Origin of the sequence: Salmonella sp. NW38 (assembly GCF_051807745.1) — a bacterium.
Classification (GTDB): Bacteria; Pseudomonadota; Gammaproteobacteria; order Enterobacterales; family Enterobacteriaceae; genus Salmonella; species Salmonella enterica.
Map to the genome: position 1 here is coordinate 429,170 of NZ_JAMMTO010000001.1, position 16,548 is coordinate 445,717.

At 53.1% G+C, this 16,548-nt stretch carries 16 protein-coding genes; 6 read left to right on the forward strand and 10 right to left on the reverse strand.

Features of this window, described 5'->3' with window-relative positions:
* Positions 1–126: 126 nt before the first annotated feature.
* The 6 genes from dmsD to NA624_RS02295 form a co-directional block, all read right to left on the reverse strand.
* The gene (dmsD, locus tag NA624_RS02270; protein ID WP_000206565.1) at positions 127–741 is read right to left on the reverse strand and encodes a Tat proofreading chaperone DmsD; all 615 of its coding nucleotides are present in this window, start codon (positions 739–741) and stop codon (positions 127–129) included.
* A 42-nt stretch (positions 742–783) separates the two neighbouring features.
* Positions 784–1,641: a dimethyl sulfoxide reductase anchor subunit family protein gene (locus tag NA624_RS02275; RefSeq protein ID WP_000534707.1), complete on the reverse strand. Its 858-nt coding sequence runs from the start codon at positions 1,639–1,641 to the stop codon at positions 784–786.
* Between the two features lies 1 nt (position 1,642).
* On the reverse strand, positions 1,643–2,260 hold the full coding sequence (gene dmsB / locus NA624_RS02280) for a dimethylsulfoxide reductase iron-sulfur subunit DmsB (protein WP_000213064.1): 618 nt from the start codon (positions 2,258–2,260) through the stop codon (positions 1,643–1,645).
* A 10-nt stretch (positions 2,261–2,270) separates the two neighbouring features.
* Complete coding sequence (gene ynfF, locus NA624_RS02285; protein ID WP_000705287.1) at positions 2,271–4,706, reverse strand: selenate/tellurate reductase subunit YnfF; 2,436 nt, start codon at positions 4,704–4,706, stop codon at positions 2,271–2,273.
* 97 nt (positions 4,707–4,803) lie between these two features.
* Positions 4,804–7,242: a selenate/tellurate reductase subunit YnfE gene (ynfE, locus tag NA624_RS02290; RefSeq protein WP_001117610.1), complete on the reverse strand. Its 2,439-nt coding sequence runs from the start codon at positions 7,240–7,242 to the stop codon at positions 4,804–4,806.
* A 156-nt stretch (positions 7,243–7,398) separates the two neighbouring features.
* Entirely contained in the window at positions 7,399–7,707 is a 309-nt protein-coding gene (locus tag NA624_RS02295) for a DUF1161 domain-containing protein (protein WP_000975514.1), read from the reverse strand.
* A gap of 103 nt (positions 7,708–7,810) precedes the next feature.
* Between NA624_RS02295 and NA624_RS02300 the strand changes: the two genes are divergently transcribed.
* Positions 7,811–8,521, forward strand: coding sequence for a YnfC family lipoprotein (locus NA624_RS02300; RefSeq protein ID WP_000743114.1), 711 nt, complete (start codon positions 7,811–7,813; stop codon positions 8,519–8,521).
* A gap of 40 nt (positions 8,522–8,561) precedes the next feature.
* Here the strand turns inward: NA624_RS02300 and speG are convergent, their stop codons facing one another.
* Positions 8,562–9,122: a spermidine N1-acetyltransferase gene (gene speG, locus NA624_RS02305; protein ID WP_000199997.1), complete on the reverse strand. Its 561-nt coding sequence runs from the start codon at positions 9,120–9,122 to the stop codon at positions 8,562–8,564.
* Between the two features lie 35 nt (positions 9,123–9,157).
* The gene (locus NA624_RS02310; protein ID WP_001066440.1) at positions 9,158–9,499 is read right to left on the reverse strand and encodes a DUF1283 family protein; all 342 of its coding nucleotides are present in this window, start codon (positions 9,497–9,499) and stop codon (positions 9,158–9,160) included.
* 152 nt (positions 9,500–9,651) lie between these two features.
* Between NA624_RS02310 and NA624_RS02315 the strand changes: the two genes are divergently transcribed.
* The 5 genes from NA624_RS02315 (at position 9,652) to NA624_RS02335 (ending at position 15,387) form a co-directional block, all read left to right on the forward strand.
* A complete protein-coding gene (locus NA624_RS02315; RefSeq protein WP_000921387.1) occupies positions 9,652–9,978 on the forward strand; it encodes a YnfA family protein in 327 nt (108 codons plus the stop codon).
* A 121-nt stretch (positions 9,979–10,099) separates the two neighbouring features.
* Positions 10,100–11,314, forward strand: a complete 1,215-nt coding sequence (rspA, locus tag NA624_RS02320) for a starvation-sensing protein RspA (RefSeq protein ID WP_000706265.1) — start codon at positions 10,100–10,102, stop codon at positions 11,312–11,314.
* Positions 11,315–11,324: 10 nt separating this feature from the next.
* The gene (locus NA624_RS02325; RefSeq protein WP_000836501.1) at positions 11,325–12,344 is read left to right on the forward strand and encodes a Zn-dependent oxidoreductase; all 1,020 of its coding nucleotides are present in this window, start codon (positions 11,325–11,327) and stop codon (positions 12,342–12,344) included.
* A gap of 53 nt (positions 12,345–12,397) precedes the next feature.
* Positions 12,398–13,777 carry an MFS transporter gene (locus NA624_RS02330; protein ID WP_000192119.1) on the forward strand — a complete coding sequence of 460 codons (1,380 nt, stop codon included), beginning with the start codon at positions 12,398–12,400 and terminating at the stop codon, positions 13,775–13,777.
* Positions 13,778–13,920: 143 nt separating this feature from the next.
* On the forward strand, positions 13,921–15,387 hold the full coding sequence (locus NA624_RS02335) for a mannitol dehydrogenase family protein (RefSeq protein WP_001181248.1): 1,467 nt from the start codon (positions 13,921–13,923) through the stop codon (positions 15,385–15,387).
* Positions 15,388–15,453: 66 nt separating this feature from the next.
* Here the strand turns inward: NA624_RS02335 and ydfZ are convergent, their stop codons facing one another.
* The gene (gene ydfZ / locus NA624_RS02340; RefSeq protein WP_000989267.1) at positions 15,454–15,657 is read right to left on the reverse strand and encodes a putative selenium delivery protein YdfZ; all 204 of its coding nucleotides are present in this window, start codon (positions 15,655–15,657) and stop codon (positions 15,454–15,456) included.
* Positions 15,658–15,838: 181 nt separating this feature from the next.
* Positions 15,839–16,525: a GntR family transcriptional regulator gene (locus tag NA624_RS02345; protein WP_000215562.1), complete on the reverse strand. Its 687-nt coding sequence runs from the start codon at positions 16,523–16,525 to the stop codon at positions 15,839–15,841.
* Positions 16,526–16,548: the final 23 nt, after the last annotated feature.

A 16,548-nucleotide genomic window follows, 5' to 3' on the forward strand; every position in this document is an offset into this window, starting at 1 on the left:
CGCGTGAACATTCACGATAAAGAATTATCTTAAAAATAGAAACGTAGTGTGACGTTGTCACTTTTTGTAGATAAAAATAGGCCGCAATGGGAGAAAAGGCAGGTAAAATCCTGCCTTTTGTGGGGATTAACGGAATAACGGTTTTACAGCGACGGGAATAATGAGTTGAGCTTGCCATTGCGCCAGAGTCAGACGCGCCAGTTGCCCCAACGCCTGATAAAACGGATGCCCGGCATGATCGATAAATACGTCCAGAAAGCGGGACGACCACGGAAACAGATGCCAGGCCAGGAGTTGTTCGCATTCATGATGACGGTCATTCTCGGCAAGCCAGGCCGCCAGCAGCAACAGCGACCCAAAATGATCTTCTGGCTCGTTTTGCTGCATTTCAAACTGAATTCCGTTTTCGCGCATCCACTGACGTAGCGCCAATGTAGAATCGCCAAATAATACGCTCTCACGATCCAGCCAGACGGAACCCCACGGCGGAGACGGCAGAGCGTAAGGGCCGATAAACAGACGCTGCCAGGCCTGTGGCAACGACTCTTCGCTGTGGGTCTTAAACATAGCCGCCACAGGCGCAAGCGCCTCGGCATCAAGCGGCCACTGCGCCTGCCAGTCGTCGGTTAATAGCGCCTGAACCAGAGGAGCGGTTTCGTGGCTTTCCGGCGAATAATAAAACAACGCGCCGAGAACACGCGCCGTTACTGCAAAATCATCACGTTGTAAAAAAGTGGTCATTCAAACAATCCCGAAAGGTGCGGGTCGCCCCGCACGCATAAATTAACCTGCGACGGCCATACCTACGGTCATATGCAGGCCATAAAAAAGTCCGCGGCCAATAATTTCGCCCGCCAGCACCAGCACGACACCGAGCAGCAAACCAACGGTATGCGGTTCGCGGCGACGGATTAGCGGACATAGCCAGCAGCCTAATCCGGCAGCAAGCAAGACAATGCGCCAGACCTGTAGCATACCGTAATCCGGTGCGAGATGGCTGGCCTGTTGCACGGAACTGTGAATGGTTGAGAGAGACAGCCCTTGTAGTACGATGACCGCCACGCACACCACCAACGCCAGGCCGCTAATACTGGCAAACGTCACGCTGCAAAATGGGACGCGCGCGATGCGTAGCAGTAGCGCCGCAAACACCGGGCCGCACAGGAATGCCGTGAGGGAAAAGGCCAGCGTGGTGTAGCCATTATACCAGGTTGGCACGGTATCTATCTGATAAACGAGCGTCATTGCCCAGATGAATGCAACGCCGAGCGCCATACTGACCAGCAGCCACACTTTACCCAGCGCCGGGGGCATTTTACCGAGTACCGCCACCAGCCACCAGATGCCGCCTACGGCAAAGAACACCGATCCTGCGGCGATTTCATTACTCAGTGCGGAAGCGCCTACGCGGTTAAGCGAGTTAAACGCACGCATCGGCGAGCCGAGATGCATAATCGACGCGAGGAATCCCACTCCCATCACCAGCCACAGAAAAAACATGCTGCGCACGATGCGCTGACGGGCGATGGTATCGTCTTTTGCCGTCAGCCAGCCCAGTCCGCTAACGATTAACGCGCCGACCACGCACTGACCAAAGACCGTGAAGATCATCAACGGCCATTCATGCCATCCACTTCCCATCTTATACCTCCTTCGGATTGGCCAGATAACCGGTAGTGTCCCCGGTCGGGCGGCTGTTGGCGTTGGGTTTAATCACAATATTCGGCTTCGTGAAATGCGCGCGCGGCAGCGGCGCGACGGCAGCCAGCTCACCGTGTTTTTTGCGCAGTTCGTCGATAGGACCAAAGTCCAGCGCCCGCAGCGGACAGGATTCGACGCAGATAGGCTTTTTGCCGTCGGCGACGCGATCATAACAGCCGTCGCACTTGGTCATATGACCTTTGGCCGCGTTGTACTGCGGCGCGCCGTACGGGCAGGCCATGTGGCAGTAGCGGCAGCCGATACAGACCTCTTCGTTCACCACCACAAAACCGTCATCGCGCTTGTGCATCGCGCCGCTCGGGCAGACTTTGGTACAGGCCGGGTCTTCGCAGTGGTTACAGGAGATGGAGAGATAGTAGGCAAAGACGTTCTGGTGCCAGACGCCGTTATCTTCCTGCCAGTCGCCACCCGCATACTCATAAATGCGGCGGAAGCTGACATCCGGGGTCAAATCTTTGTAGTCCTTGCAGGCCAGTTCGCAGGTTTTGCAACCGGTGCAACGGCTGGAATCAATAAAAAATCCATACTGGGTTGTCATGGGTTACTCCTTACGCCTTTTCAACCTGAACAAGATTACTGTGTGACGGATTACCTTTCGCCAGTGGGGAAGGCCGGTGCGACGTCAGAATGTTAATGGAGCCGCCGCGATCGACTTTGTCGCCAAACATGTCGGCATTTAACCAGGCGCCCTGGCCGATAGCGGTGACGCCAGGCAATATGCGCGGCGTGACTTTTGCCGGAATGAGCATCTGTCCGTTCTGGTTAAAGACCCGCACGGTGTCGCCGTGCTGAATGCCGCGCGCTTGCGCATCAATCGGGTTGATCCAGATCTCCTGCGGACATGCCTGTTGCAGGACGTCGATATTGCCGTAGCTGGAGTGGGTACGCGCTTTATAGTGGAAGCCGGTTAGCTGTAGCGGGTAGCGCTGACGAAGCGGATCGTCCCAACCGTCAAAGCCTGGCGTATAGGCGGGTAAAGGATGGATAATCTCATCTTTCTTCAGCTCCCACGTGTTGGCGAGGGTTGCCAGACGCTCGGAATAGATTTCGATTTTACCGGACGGCGTTTTCAGTGGGTTGGCGGCAGGGTCTTCGCGGAAGGCGCGGAAAGCGACGTAGTGCTCCTCCGGGCATTTTTTCTTGAAAATCCCTGTCTGTTTCATCTCTTCGTAATCCGGCATTTCCGGGTTACGCGCTTTGGTTTTTGCGTGCAGGTATTTGACCCACTCATGCTGCGTGCGGCCTTCTGTGAAGGTCTGGTATACGTCCGGACCAAGCCGTTTAGCCACTTCACTGAGCGTCCAGTAAATGGGCTTTCTTTCAAATTTCGGCGAGGTGGCGGGCTGACCAAGAATGACATAGCCCATATTGCCTGCGGATTCGTGGGAAATCAGATCTTCCTGCTCGGTCGGCATTAAATCAGGCAGCAGAATGTCGCAATATTTTGCCGACGCGGTCATAAAGTGCTCGATGCCGACGATCATTTCACATTTACTGTCGTCCTGAAGCACCTCGTGGGTGTGGGCGATATCGCCATGCTGATTGATCAGCGTATTACTGGCGTAGCACCACAAAAATTTGATCGGCACGTCGAGCTTGTCTTTTCCCCGCACGCCGTCGCGTGTGGCGGTCATTTCCGCGCCATGATCGATAGCGTCGGTCCAGGTAAAGACCGAAATCTGGGTTTTTACCGGGTTCTCCAGCATAGAAAACCATTCGACGCCCAGATCCCAGGTGCCTTCGCGCACGCCGGAATTACCGCCATTTATGCCGACGTTACCGGTGAGTACAGACAACATGGCGATTGCGCGTGCGGTCTGCTCCCCGTTAGAGTGGCGTTGCGGTCCCCAGCCCTGGCAAATGTAAGCCGGTTTCGCCGAGCCGATTTCCCGCGCCAGTTGAATGATTTTTTCCGCCGGAATACTGGTAATCTGCGCGGCCCATTGCGGCGTTTTAGCAATACCGTCTTCGCCCTGACCCAAAATATAGGCTTTATAGTGCGCGTTACGCGGGGCCGAGGCGGGCAGAGTGGTTTCGTCGTAGCCGATGCAGTATTTATCCAGAAACGGTTTATCAATAAGATCTTCGGTAATCAGCACCCAGCCGATTGCCGCCGCCAGCGCGCCATCGGTACCTGGGCGAATCGGCAGCCACTCGTCTTCGCGGCCGGCGGCAGTGTCGTTATAACGCGGGTCAATGACGATCATCCGGGCGTTGGAGCGTTCGCGCGCCTGTTCGACATAGTATGTCACGCCGCCGCCGCTCATACGTGTTTCCGCGGGGTTATTGCCAAACATCACCACCAGTTTTGTATTGGCGATATCATCCGGACTGTTGCCGTCGTTGCCGCCGAACATATAGCTCATGGCCGCGCTGATTTGGGCGGTGCTGTAGCTACCGTAACGGCTGAGATAGCCGCCGCAGGCGTTCATCAGGCGATACGGTACGTTAGAATTGGTGATATTGCCGCCGTCCACGCCGGTACCGTAAAGCACATGTACCGCTTCGTTGCCGTAGTCCTTGAGGATACGTTTCAGGTTATCGCCGATGGTATCCAACGCTTCATCCCAACTGATACGTTCGAATTTGCCTTCTCCACGTTTACCAACGCGTTTCATCGGATATTTCAGGCGATCGGGGTGGTTCATCCGGCGACGAATGGAACGACCGCGCAGGCAGGCGCGTACCTGATGGTTGCCATATTCATCGTTGCCCGTGGTATCTGATTCAACCCAATATACGGTGTCATCTTTTACGTGCAGGCGTAGCAGACAGCGGCTGCCGCAGTTAACGGTACATGAACTCCAGACCGCTTTTTCTGCCACATTGCCAGATGCGAGGTCTGCTGCGGCGTGGGCGATGCGGGAGAACGGAAGGGTGAAAGCGCTACTGGCAAGCGCAAGGCTACCGATAGCGGAGGTTTTTACCAGGCTTCGTCGGCTGATACTGGCCGCCATTAATGCCTCAGGGTTGGTGATTTTCATAACAGCTCACTATGCTCATCCAAAAAGAGTTTTAAATGTCGTTGTGTTCGCAAAACGGGGAGCTCCGGGCGCGTAAAAACGTCCCGGAGCAGGCGGCTTAGATTTTTTCGATTTCCACCAGATTTGTATGTTGAGGATTCCCTTTTGCCAGGGGGGAAGGACGCAGCGTCGTGAGCGTATTGATGCAGGCGCCGTGGTCAATTTTATCGCCAGCCATATCCGCATTATGCCATGCGCCCTGACCCATCGCGCTGACGCCCGGCAGAATACGCGGCGTGACTTTGGCGGGTAGACGCACCTCTCCACGATCGTTAAAGACGCGAACCCTGTCGCCATTCGCGATACCGCGTTTTTGCGCATCGAGCGGATTTATCCACACCTCCTGGCGACAGGCGGCCTGCAGAACATCAATATTGCCGTAGCTTGAATGGGTACGGGATTTATAGTGAAAGCCAAACAGCTGTAGCGGGAAGGTGCTCCGTTTCGGATCGTCCCATCCTTCAAAAGTAGGGGTATAAATCGGCAGTGGGCTTATCACGTCGCCTTCCGCCAGCTCCCAGGTACTGGCGATGTGAGCGAGTTTGCTTGAGTAGATTTCGATTTTACCGGACGGCGTTTTTAACGGATTGGCCTGCGGATCTTCACGAAATTTTTTATAGGCGACAAAATGGCCGTTGGGATCTTTACGTTTATAGATGCCCATTTTTTTCAGCTCGTCATACGCGGGCAATGCCGGATCTCTTGCCTGCATTTTGGCGTACAGATATTGCAGCCATTGCGCCTGGGTACGGCCTTCGGTAAACCGCTGATACACATCGTCGCCGAGGCGTCTGGCGATTTCGCTGAGTACCCAGTAGATGGGCTTGCGCTCGAACTTAGGCGTCGTCGCCGGTTGAATAAAAATCAGATATCCCATATTGCCGGCGTAATCATTGGGGATGATATCTTCCTGTTCGACGGTCATGAGATCCGGCAGTAAAATATCGGCGTACTTCGCGGAAGAGGTCATAAAATTGTCGATGACCACAATCATTTCGCATTTCGCTTCATCCTGAAGAATTTCATGGGTTTTATTAATATCCGAATGCTGATTAATCAGGGTGTTGCCAGCGTAGTTCCATAGAAATTTGATCGGGACATCCAGCTTATCTTTGCCGCGTACGCCGTCGCGCAGGGCGGTCATTTCCGGGCCGCGCGCAATGGCGTCCGTCCAGCTAAAGCAGGAGATGGCGGTTTTAACGGGATTCTCCAGGACCGGCAGACGTTCAATGGTAATGGTGTAAGTGGATTCGCGTGCGCCGCTATTACCGCCATGAATGCCGACGTTGCCGGTCAGAATCGGTAACATGGCGATGGCGCGAGCGGTTTGTTCGCCGTTCGCCTGACGCTGCGGTCCCCAACCCTGACAGATGTAGGCCGGCTTGACGCTACCTATCTCGCGCGCCAGTTTGATAATCCGATCGGCGGGGATGCCGGTAATGTGTGACGCCCACTGCGGCGTTTTGGCGATACCGTCCTCGCCCTGGCCCAAAATATAAGCCTTATAATGGCCATTGGGGGGCGCGTCAGCCGGAAGGGTCTGTTCATCGTAGCCGATGCAATAGTTGTCGAGAAAAGGCTGGTCAACGAGATTTTCGTTAATCAATACCCAGGCAATTCCCGCCACCAGCGCGGCGTCGGTGCCGGGGCGAATCGGTATCCACTCGTCTTCACGTCCGGCAGCGGTATCGGTATAGCGCGGATCTATCACGATCATGCGCGCATTTGAGCGTTCACGCGCTTGCTCCAGAAACCAGGTAATGCCGCCGCCGCTCATGCGTGTTTCAGCCGGATTATTGCCGAACATGACCACCAGTTTACTGTTTTCGATATCAGACGTGCTGTTGCCGTCGTTGGAGCCATAGGTGTAGGGCATGGCGCAAGAAATTTGCGCGGTACTGTATGAGCCGTATTGATTCAACGAACCGCCGTAGCAGTTCATCAAACGCTTCACCGGCGAGGCGGCAGGCGACGAGCGGGTTATGTTGCCGCCTACGATGCCGGATGAATAGTGGATATAAACGGCTTCATTGCCGTAGGTCTCTACGGTCTTTTTCAGGCTGGCGCTAATGGTGTCCAGCGCTTCCTGCCAGCTAATGCGTTCAAATTTGCCTTCGCCGCGGCGGCCAACGCGTTTCATGGGATAGTTAAGGCGATCCGGATGGTTAATGCGCCGACGGATTGAACGGCCCCGCAGACAGGCGCGAACCTGATGATTACCGTAGACATCGTCGCCAGTATTATCAGTTTCAACCCACCAGACTTCATTATCTTTTACATGCAGACGCAGGGCGCAGCGACTGCCGCAGTTGACCGAACAGGCGCCCCAGACGATTTTATCTTCTTCGTTGCGCATGGCCTGCTGCACCGCCGCGGCCGCGGTACGCATCCCAAACGGTAAAGATACGCCTCCGGCAGCCAGCGCCAGTGAGCCAAGCGCCGCTGATTTCACTAACGTCCTGCGGCTAACGCCTGTTTGTTGCTTTTCTCCGGGCATCACTCACTCCATTGTCGTTATTATTTCGCTATATATTGATAACTATAACGAAATTATTAACATGCTAATGATGTAATGAGTTTACCCCTTTGGGAGTAAGGATTATTAATCCATGTCAAAGAGCGTTACCCTCCGGACCCGGAGGGCAGGAGGAGGTTATTGCGGTTCGGCGGATGAACCGTCCTGAGCGGGAGAGGTATTGGCAGGCGCATTGCCGCTGTTGGTGCGGGTATAAAGAATTTTATGCGTGTCGTTCGCGCAATGGCCCACCACCTGTGAGTCCGGCTGATCGGCCTGGTCGTTAGGAACGATAGTGAGCGTAAAATTATCCGCCGGCACGCCGTTATTGATGATACGTTGTTCAATATCGCTTTTTACTCTCTCGCACGATCCCGGTGCCGCCATCACCAGCGAGGGGGCGCTAACTAACGCCAGAGCGGCTATTGCAGTTGCGATTTTCATCATGAACTCCTGTGATTAATGACGATGTTCTAAGCTTAGCATTTTTCGTGTAAATAACTGTATTTGCTAATATGATGATAAATATCTTTTCATCCTGGTGATACGTGTGAAGAAACCCCTTTTACTGACGTTATTGTGCATGATACTGGCAGGTTGTGATAACCCGAAATCCCTTGAGTCTTTTACGCCGGAAATGGCCAGTTTTTCGAACGAATTTGATTTTGATCCATTACGTGGTCCGGTAAAGGATTTCAGCCAGACATTGATGAGTGAGAATGGCGAAGTGGCGAAGCAGGTCATCGGTACGCTTTCACAGGAAGGCTGTTTTGATACGCTTGAGTTACACGATCTGGAGAATAATACGGGGCTGGCGCTCGTGCTGGATGCCAATTATTACCGGGATGCTCAGACGCTGGAAAAAAAGGTGCAGTTACAGGGGAAGTGCCAGCTGGCGGCGTTGCCTTCGGCGGGCGTGACCTGGGAAACGGACGACAACGGTTTTGTGGTATCGGCGACGGGCAAAGAGATGAAAGTCGAGTATCGCTATGATAGCGAAGGTTATCCGCTAGGTAAGACAACCATAAACTCGCAGAATACGCTCTCTGTGACGGCAAAACCCTCCGCGGACCCGCGTAAAAAGCTGGATTACACGGCAGTCAGCCGGGTGGATGATCGACAGGTCGGCAACGTCACACAGAGCTGCGAATATGATGCGTACGCGAACCCTGTTGACTGCCGGCTTGTTATCGTCGATGAGAGCGTTAAGCCGGCAGTGTCCCACCATTACACCATTAAAAATCGTATCGATTACTACTAAACCGGGCGCGGTGCGACTCTCCGTGACTGCCGCGCCGCGTTTACTGCGCGGTGGGTTTCAGGAGCGTAGAACCGGACGTTTTATGTTCATCCAGATACTGCTGCTGGAAGATACACATGCGGATGGTGTTACGGTATTCGCCGTTAATGAAGAACTCATGAATCAGCTCGCCTTCTACTCTAAAGCCGAGTTTACGGTAGATGTGAATCGCTTTTTCATTCTCTTTATCGACGATCAAATACAATTTATAGAGATTGAGTACGGTAAATCCGTAATCCATCGCCAGTTTGGCCGCGCGTGACGCCAGGCCTTTTCCCTGGTACTCCGGCGAGATAATAATCTGAAATTCCGCCCGCCGATGCACATGGTTAATTTCCACCAGTTCTACCAGCCCGGCGTTTTCACCATCGCATTCGACGACAAAGCGCCGTTCGCTTTGGTCGTGGATGTGTTTGTCGTAGAGATCCGACAGTTCGACAAAAGCCTCATACGGCTCTTCAAACCAGTAACGCATAACGCTGGCATTATTATCAAGCTGGTGGACAAATCGTAAATCTTCACGCTCAAGCGGGCGCAGTCTGACCTTGTAGTCACTTGTCATACTGTATCCTTACACTTCCTTTTAGTTATCCTGCATCAGGGCGTAATAACGCGACCTGTACGACGATCCAGACACCGCAGCGTATTGGGTTCCCAATAGGCGTTGATGTTGGCGCTTTGCTCGCATTTATCGCGGTTATCAAAGGCGGCATCGGCTTTGTCCCACTCTTTTTCTGCGCGGGTATTCACTTTCTGGCGCAGACTGCGAGTGTCGTTCCATTGTTCCTTTTCCATCGCCGCTTCCTGACGACTTTGTGCGCTATCTCCTGATTCAATCACCAGTTTACTGGTTTCAGCGAATGCGGAAGTAGTATATACAACGGCCGCCAACGTAAGCATTGCCGTCAGGCACAGGCGTTTGCTCAGCGTATTGTTCATCACAACATCCTTTCATTAGAGGGGAAAAAGCGGTAAACCACCTGTAAATTCTACACCAATCCTTATGCCTGGCATATACACAAGAATGGCCGGATAACCGTAACGATATTCTGTTGTATTATCACTTATCATTTCGTAACCAAATGAATCTCATGCTAAAGACGACTCTGCTTTTCTTTGTCACCGCCCTCTGTGAAATCATTGGATGTTTTCTTCCCTGGCTATGGCTTAAGCGCGGCGCCAGCATGTGGTGGCTTCTGCCCGCCGCCGCGTCACTTGCGTTATTCGTCTGGCTTTTGACCTTGCATCCGGCGGCGAGTGGGCGGGTTTATGCGGCTTACGGTGGGGTATATGTCTGTACTGCGCTCCTGTGGTTACGTGTTGTCGATGGCGTCCGGCTCACGGTTTATGACTGGTGCGGCGCGCTGATCGCGCTGTGTGGAATGCTGATTATCGTCGTCGGATGGGGACGTACGTAACATTGCCGCGCGACCAGAACATTTTGTGATCTGGCAGCGCTTTTTACATTAATATACTTGTATGGTAGTAGCTCAGTTGGGTAAATTTCCTGCATCCCATAATGCGATGTAAGGAATAAACATGAAGATTGTAGGGGCTGAAGTTTTTGTTACGTGTCCAGGGCGTAACTTCGTCACCTTAAAGATAACCACGGAAGACGGGATCACCGGTCTGGGGGATGCCACCCTGAACGGACGCGAGCTCCCGGTGGCCTCGTACCTTACCGATCACCTGTGCCCACAGCTCATCGGGCGGGATGCTCGCCGCATCGAAGATATCTGGCAGTTCTTCTACAAAGGCGCGTACTGGCGCCGTGGCCCTGTCACCATGTCCGCCATTTCCGCGGTTGATATGGCGCTATGGGATATTAAAGCCAAAGCCGCCAATATGCCGTTGTATCAGTTACTCGGCGGCGCTTCTCGTGAAGGCGTCATGGTGTATTGCCATACCACAGGCCACACCATCGACGATGTGCTGGAAGACTACGCGCGTCATAAAGAGCAAGGGTTCAAAGCAATCCGCGTGCAGTGCGGCGTTCCGGGGATGAAAACCACCTACGGCATGGCGAAAGGCAAGGGGCTGGCCTATGAGCCCGCGACAAAAGGCCAGTGGCCGGAAGAACAATTGTGGTCAACGGAAAAGTATCTCGATTTTACGCCAAAGCTGTTTGACGCCGTGCGTAATACGTTCGGTTTTAATGAACATCTTCTGCACGATATGCATCACCGACTGACGCCTATTGAGGCTGCCCGCTTTGGCAAATGTATTGAAGACTATCGTTTGTTCTGGATGGAAGACCCGACGCCGGCTGAAAATCAGGCGTGCTTCCGCCTCATCCGCCAGCATACGGTCACGCCGATTGCGGTAGGCGAAGTCTTTAACAGTATCTGGGATTGCAAACAGCTCATTGAAGAGCAATTGATTGACTATATCCGCACCACGCTTACCCATGCCGGTGGTATTACCGGGATGCGCCGCATTGCCGATTTTGCCTCGCTCTACCAGGTGCGTACCGGTTCGCATGGGCCGTCCGATCTGTCGCCGGTTTGTATGGCCGCTGCATTACATTTCGACCTGTGGGTGCCTAACTTTGGCGTACAGGAGTATATGGGCTACTCCGAACAGATGCTGGAGGTTTTCCCGCATAACTGGACGTTCGAGGGCGGCTATATGCATCCGGGCGACAAGCCAGGACTGGGCATTGAGTTCGATGAAAAACTGGCGGCGAAATATCCGTACGATCCAGCCTATTTGCCGGTGGCCCGCCTGGAAGACGGCACACTGTGGAACTGGTAAGGAGCGAAAAATGAAAAGCATCGTAATCGAAAAACCGAATACATTAACTATCGAAACGCGCGCGCTTCCGCAGCCTGCGCCGGGCGAAGTTCGTATTAAAGTGAGACTGGCGGGTATCTGCGGTTCCGACAGTCATATTTATCGGGGACATAATCCCTTTGCAAAATATCCCCGTGTCATAGGCCATGAATTTTTCGGTGTCATCGACGCGGTAGGCGACAACGTCAATCACGACCGGATAGGAGAACGGGTATCCGTCGATCCGGTGATCAGTTGCGGGCATTGTTACCCTTGTTCAGTCGGTAAACCCAATGTGTGTACCTCGCTGGTGGTGCTGGGCGTGCATCGTGACGGCGGTTTTAGCGAGTATGCGGTGGCGCCGGCCCGTAATGCTCATCGCATACCGGACAACATCGCAGATCATCATGCCGTCATGGTTGAGCCGTTTACCATTGCGGCAAATGTGACGGGGCAGGTGAATCCAACCGAGCAGGACGTGGCGCTTATCTATGGCGCTGGCCCGATGGGACTGACGACCGTACAGGCGCTGAAGGGGGTTTATCAGGTTAAAACGGTCATAGTCGTTGATCGCATTGAAGAGCGTTTAGCTATGGCGAAGCAGAGCGGCGCTGACTGGACCCTCAATAATGGTCAACATTCACTGGCGGAATTTCTACAGCAGAAGGCGCTAAAGCCGACCTTGATTGTCGATGCCGCCTGTCATCCCGCTATCCTGCAAGAGGCGATTACCCTCGCATCGCCTGCGGCACGCATTGTCCTGATGGGATTTTCCAGCGACCCGTGTGAGATTGTACAGCAGGGTATTACCGGAAAAGAGCTGGCTATTTATTCATCGCGTCTTAATGCCAATAAATTCCCGGTCGTGATTGACTGGCTGAATAAAGGGCTTATTGATCCGGATAAGCTGATAACGCATACATTTGATTATCAACATGTCACCGACGCGATTGAGCTTTTCGAGAAAGACCAGCGTCAATGCTGCAAAGTCTTACTCACGTTTGCGAAATAATATAAATAATTGCGAGTAAGTGGTACGCATCTTACCTCTTAGAGATTGCCTATATGACACAAATAAAGCATGAACGATCGACTCAGGATTTAGTGCGCGCTGCCGTATCTGGCTGGTTAGGCACCGCGCTTGAATTTATGGATTTTCAGTTATATTCACTAGGCGCGGCTCTGGTCTTCCATGAGATATTTTTTCCGGAACAGTCTGCCGCGATGGCGCTTATCCTGGCAATGGGCACCTATGGTGCAGGTTATATAGCCAGAATCATCGGCGCCTTTGTTTTTGGTAAAATGGGCGACCGCATCGGACGAAAAAAAGTGTTGTTTATTACCATCACCATGATGGGGATCTGCACCACGCTGATTGGCGTACTGCCGACGTATGCGCAAATCGGCATTTTTGCGCCAGTATTACTGGTGACATTGCGAATTATACAGGGGCTGGGCGCCGGGGCGGAAATTTCCGGCGCGGGTACCATGCTGGCCGAGTATGCGCCGAAAGGAAAGCGTGGCATCATTTCCTCGCTGGTTGCGATGGGCACCAACTGCGGTACGTTGAGCGCGACGGCGATCTGGGCGGTGATGTTCTTTGCGCTTGAACGCGAACAGCTGATCGCCTGGGGATGGCGTATTCCTTTCCTGGCGAGCGTCGTTGTCATGATATTCGCGATCTGGCTGCGAATGAATCTGAAAGAAAGTCCGGTATTCGAAAAAGTAAGCGAAGGCGAAAAATCGCCAGCGTTAACGTCTGCGTCAGAAAATACATTGGGCGCGATGTTTACCAGCAAATCTTTCTGGCTGGCCACCGGTTTACGTTTTGGACAGGCGGGGAATTCCGGGCTTATTCAAACCTTCCTTGCCGGATATTTAGTTCAGACGTTATTATTTAACAAATCTATCCCAACCGATGCGTTAATGATAAGTTCCGTAATTGGGTTTATCACTATCCCACTCTTGGGGTGGTTGTCCGATAAATACGGTCGTCGGCTGCCGTATATAATATTGAATATCTCCGCGATTATTCTCGCCTGGCCGATGCTGTCTATTGTGGTAGATAAAACGTATAGCCCTGGCGTAATTATGGCGGCGCTCATTGTTATTCATAACTTTGCCGTGCTGGGATTATTTGCGCTGGAAAACATCACCATGGCGGAAATTTTCGGATCGCGTAATCGCTTCACCCGGATGGCGATTTCAAAAGAGGCAGGGGGGCTGGTGGCGGTCGGTTTTGGCCCCGTCCTCGCAGGAATCTTTTGTAACATGACCGATTCCTGGCTGCCCATCTTAATTATGCTGGTGCTCTACTCGTGTATTGGTCTGATTTCTGCGCTGTTGATGCCGGAGGTCAGAGATCGCGATCTGAGCTTGCCTGAGGATGCGGCGGAAGCGACAGCGGCAGAGAAGTTACGCCACTCCGCAACTCAGACGAGTTAAATCGTGTCGGCGGTATGGCCGGAACGCTAATACGGTTTCGGCCATGCTGTCCGGTCACTTTTGTTTAATTAGCGTAAATCCAAATGCACCAGGGCAGGCGTTACTCTGCGACTGTTCCGCTTTCAGAATATAGAGGTTATAAAATGCAAAACAGGCTTTTATCGGCAAAGGCGACGCTTCCTGATTACGATCGCGCGGCGCTGGCGGCGCGGATGGTCCATCTCGGTTTTGGCGCGTTTCATCGCGCGCATCAGGGGGTTTATACAGATATTCTGGCTGCGGAGCAGCATAGCGACTGGGGCTATTATGAGGTTAATCTTATTGGCGGCGAACAGCAGATTGCCGATCTAAAGCAGCAGGATAACCTCTATACCGTGGCGGAGATGTCGGCGGATGCCTGGACGGCGCGTGTGGTGGGCGTCGTCAAAGCGGCGTTGCATGTCCAGGTTGATGGTCTGGAACGTGTGCTGGCGGTGATGTGCGAACCGCAAATAGCGATTGTGTCTCTGACCATTACCGAGAAAGGGTATTGTCATTCGCCAGCCACGGGCCAACTTCTGCTGGAGCATCCCATGATTGCCGCCGACCTGCAAAATCCGCATCAACCGCTAACGGCACCGGGTATTATTGTCGAAGCGTTAGCGCGTCGTAAAGCCGCAGGCTTACCGGCATTTACCGTGATGTCCTGCGATAACATGCCGGAAAATGGGCATGTGACGCGTCAGGTTGTGACGGCTTACGCCCGGGAGGTGGATGCGGAACTGGCGATATGGATCGAGCAAAACGTGACATTTCCGTCAACCATGGTTGATCGGATTGTCCCTGCGGTCACGCCGGAGACGCTGGATAAAATCGAACAACTGACCGGCGTGCGCGATCCGGCGGGCGTTGCCTGTGAACCGTTTCGCCAGTGGGTGATAGAAGATACGTTTGTGGCGGGTCGTCCGCAGTGGGAAAACGCGGGCGCGACGTTGGTCGCCGACGTGGTTCCGTTTGAAGAGATGAAACTGCGGATGCTTAACGGCAGTCATTCATTCCTGGCTTATCTGGGGTATCTTGCCGGCTATCAGCATATTAATGACTGTATGGATGACGACAACTATCGTCTGACCGCGCAGGCGTTAATGTTACGCGAGCAGGCGCCAACGCTGAAAGTCCAGGGGGTAGATTTACAGCGTTATGCCGATCAGTTGATTGCGCGTTACCGTAATCCGGCGCTGCGTCATCGTACCTGGCAGATTGCGATGGATGGTAGCCAGAAACTTCCGCAGCGTATGCTGGACTCCGTTCGCTGGCATCTTGCTAATCATAGCGATTTTGATTTGCTGGCACTGGGCGTGGCGGGGTGGATGCGTTACGTTGGCGGCGTGGATGAGCAGGGCAAGGCGATCGACATTAGCGATCCGCTATTGCCGGTTATTCAGCGCGCCGTGGCAAACAGTGAAGAAGGCGCAAGTCGTGTTAAGGCGCTGCTGGGAATGGCTGAAATTTTCGGCAACGATTTGCCGCAGGCGGCGCGGTTTACGCAAAAAGTGCAAGAAGCCTATGACAGTTTACTGACATATGGCGCGAAAGCGAGCGTGGCGAAATATGCCGAGCGGTTGAAATAGCGCAACAGAGACCCGGTAGCATTATGCTACCGGGAAGGCCGGGGCGGTTCTTAGCGGCCAGTGGTATCAGTTCATGCCAAGACGAATCAGTTCGACCGGCGCGAATTTACCTTCACAACCTTCGACAATCACCGTTTTGCCGCGGCGAATTTGACCTGCATCCAGACCTTCGCTCTCAATGGCTTTGATAATCCCGGTATGACCCGTGCCGCTTATCATGACCCGGCTACCGGTAGTGATTGCGTTACGGTTACGATCGTATGTCATCATGGTGTTTTCTCCTTTCAAACTTACAGCCAAAGCCCGCAGGTTTCCCCGCATGACGGGCGACATATAAATACGCTTCTCGTTGCGGATTTTTTTTGTTTTTGATCAAGCTCACGGCTTTTTAGGCGGGAATGTGCAGGGTGAGAAAGCGGAGAAGGCGTCTCACCCCGACGTTAAAGGGGGGTTAGTCTTCGCTAAACCAGCCGCTGTTTTCCTGACGGATAAGCTGAACGGATTCGCTAATTTCCTGCAAATGCTGGGTCATTGCGCTCTCAACCGCATTGCCGTCACGATTTTCCAGCGCGGAGAAAATATCATGGTGCTGGCGCAACAACATCTCCGGCGGAGAAACATGATCCAGACTCATATAGCGAACCCGGTCGATTGTCGCTTTGATATTTTCAATGGTATCCCACGCTAACTGGCAATCGGCGATCTGCGCCAGCTTTTGGTGGAAATCGTCATCAAGCTGGAAAAAATCATCAATCTGTTTGCGCTCGATGGCAATATGTTGCAGGTGCAGGTTTTGCGCCAGCTGATAGCACTGGTTGTCGGTGATCATCGCCGCCGCACGGCGGACTACCGCGCATTCGATCGCCTGCCGAACAAAGCAGCCATTCTGTACCTGAGAAAGCGAAATCTTATTCACATAACTACCGCGCTGAGGGCGGATCTGAATCAACCCATTTTCCGCCAGCTTTATAAAAGCCTCGCGCACCGGTTGACGCGAAACGTTAAAACGGGTTGAGACCTCTTTTTCTGATAGCGGCGTGCCAGGCGGGATAAGACAATGCACGATATCACGCCGAAGAATACGGTAAATTTGCTGGTTGACAGGCTGTGTAGGGTTAAGCTGCGTTTCGACGGTCATTCATTCTTACTTTTTAGGCGGTT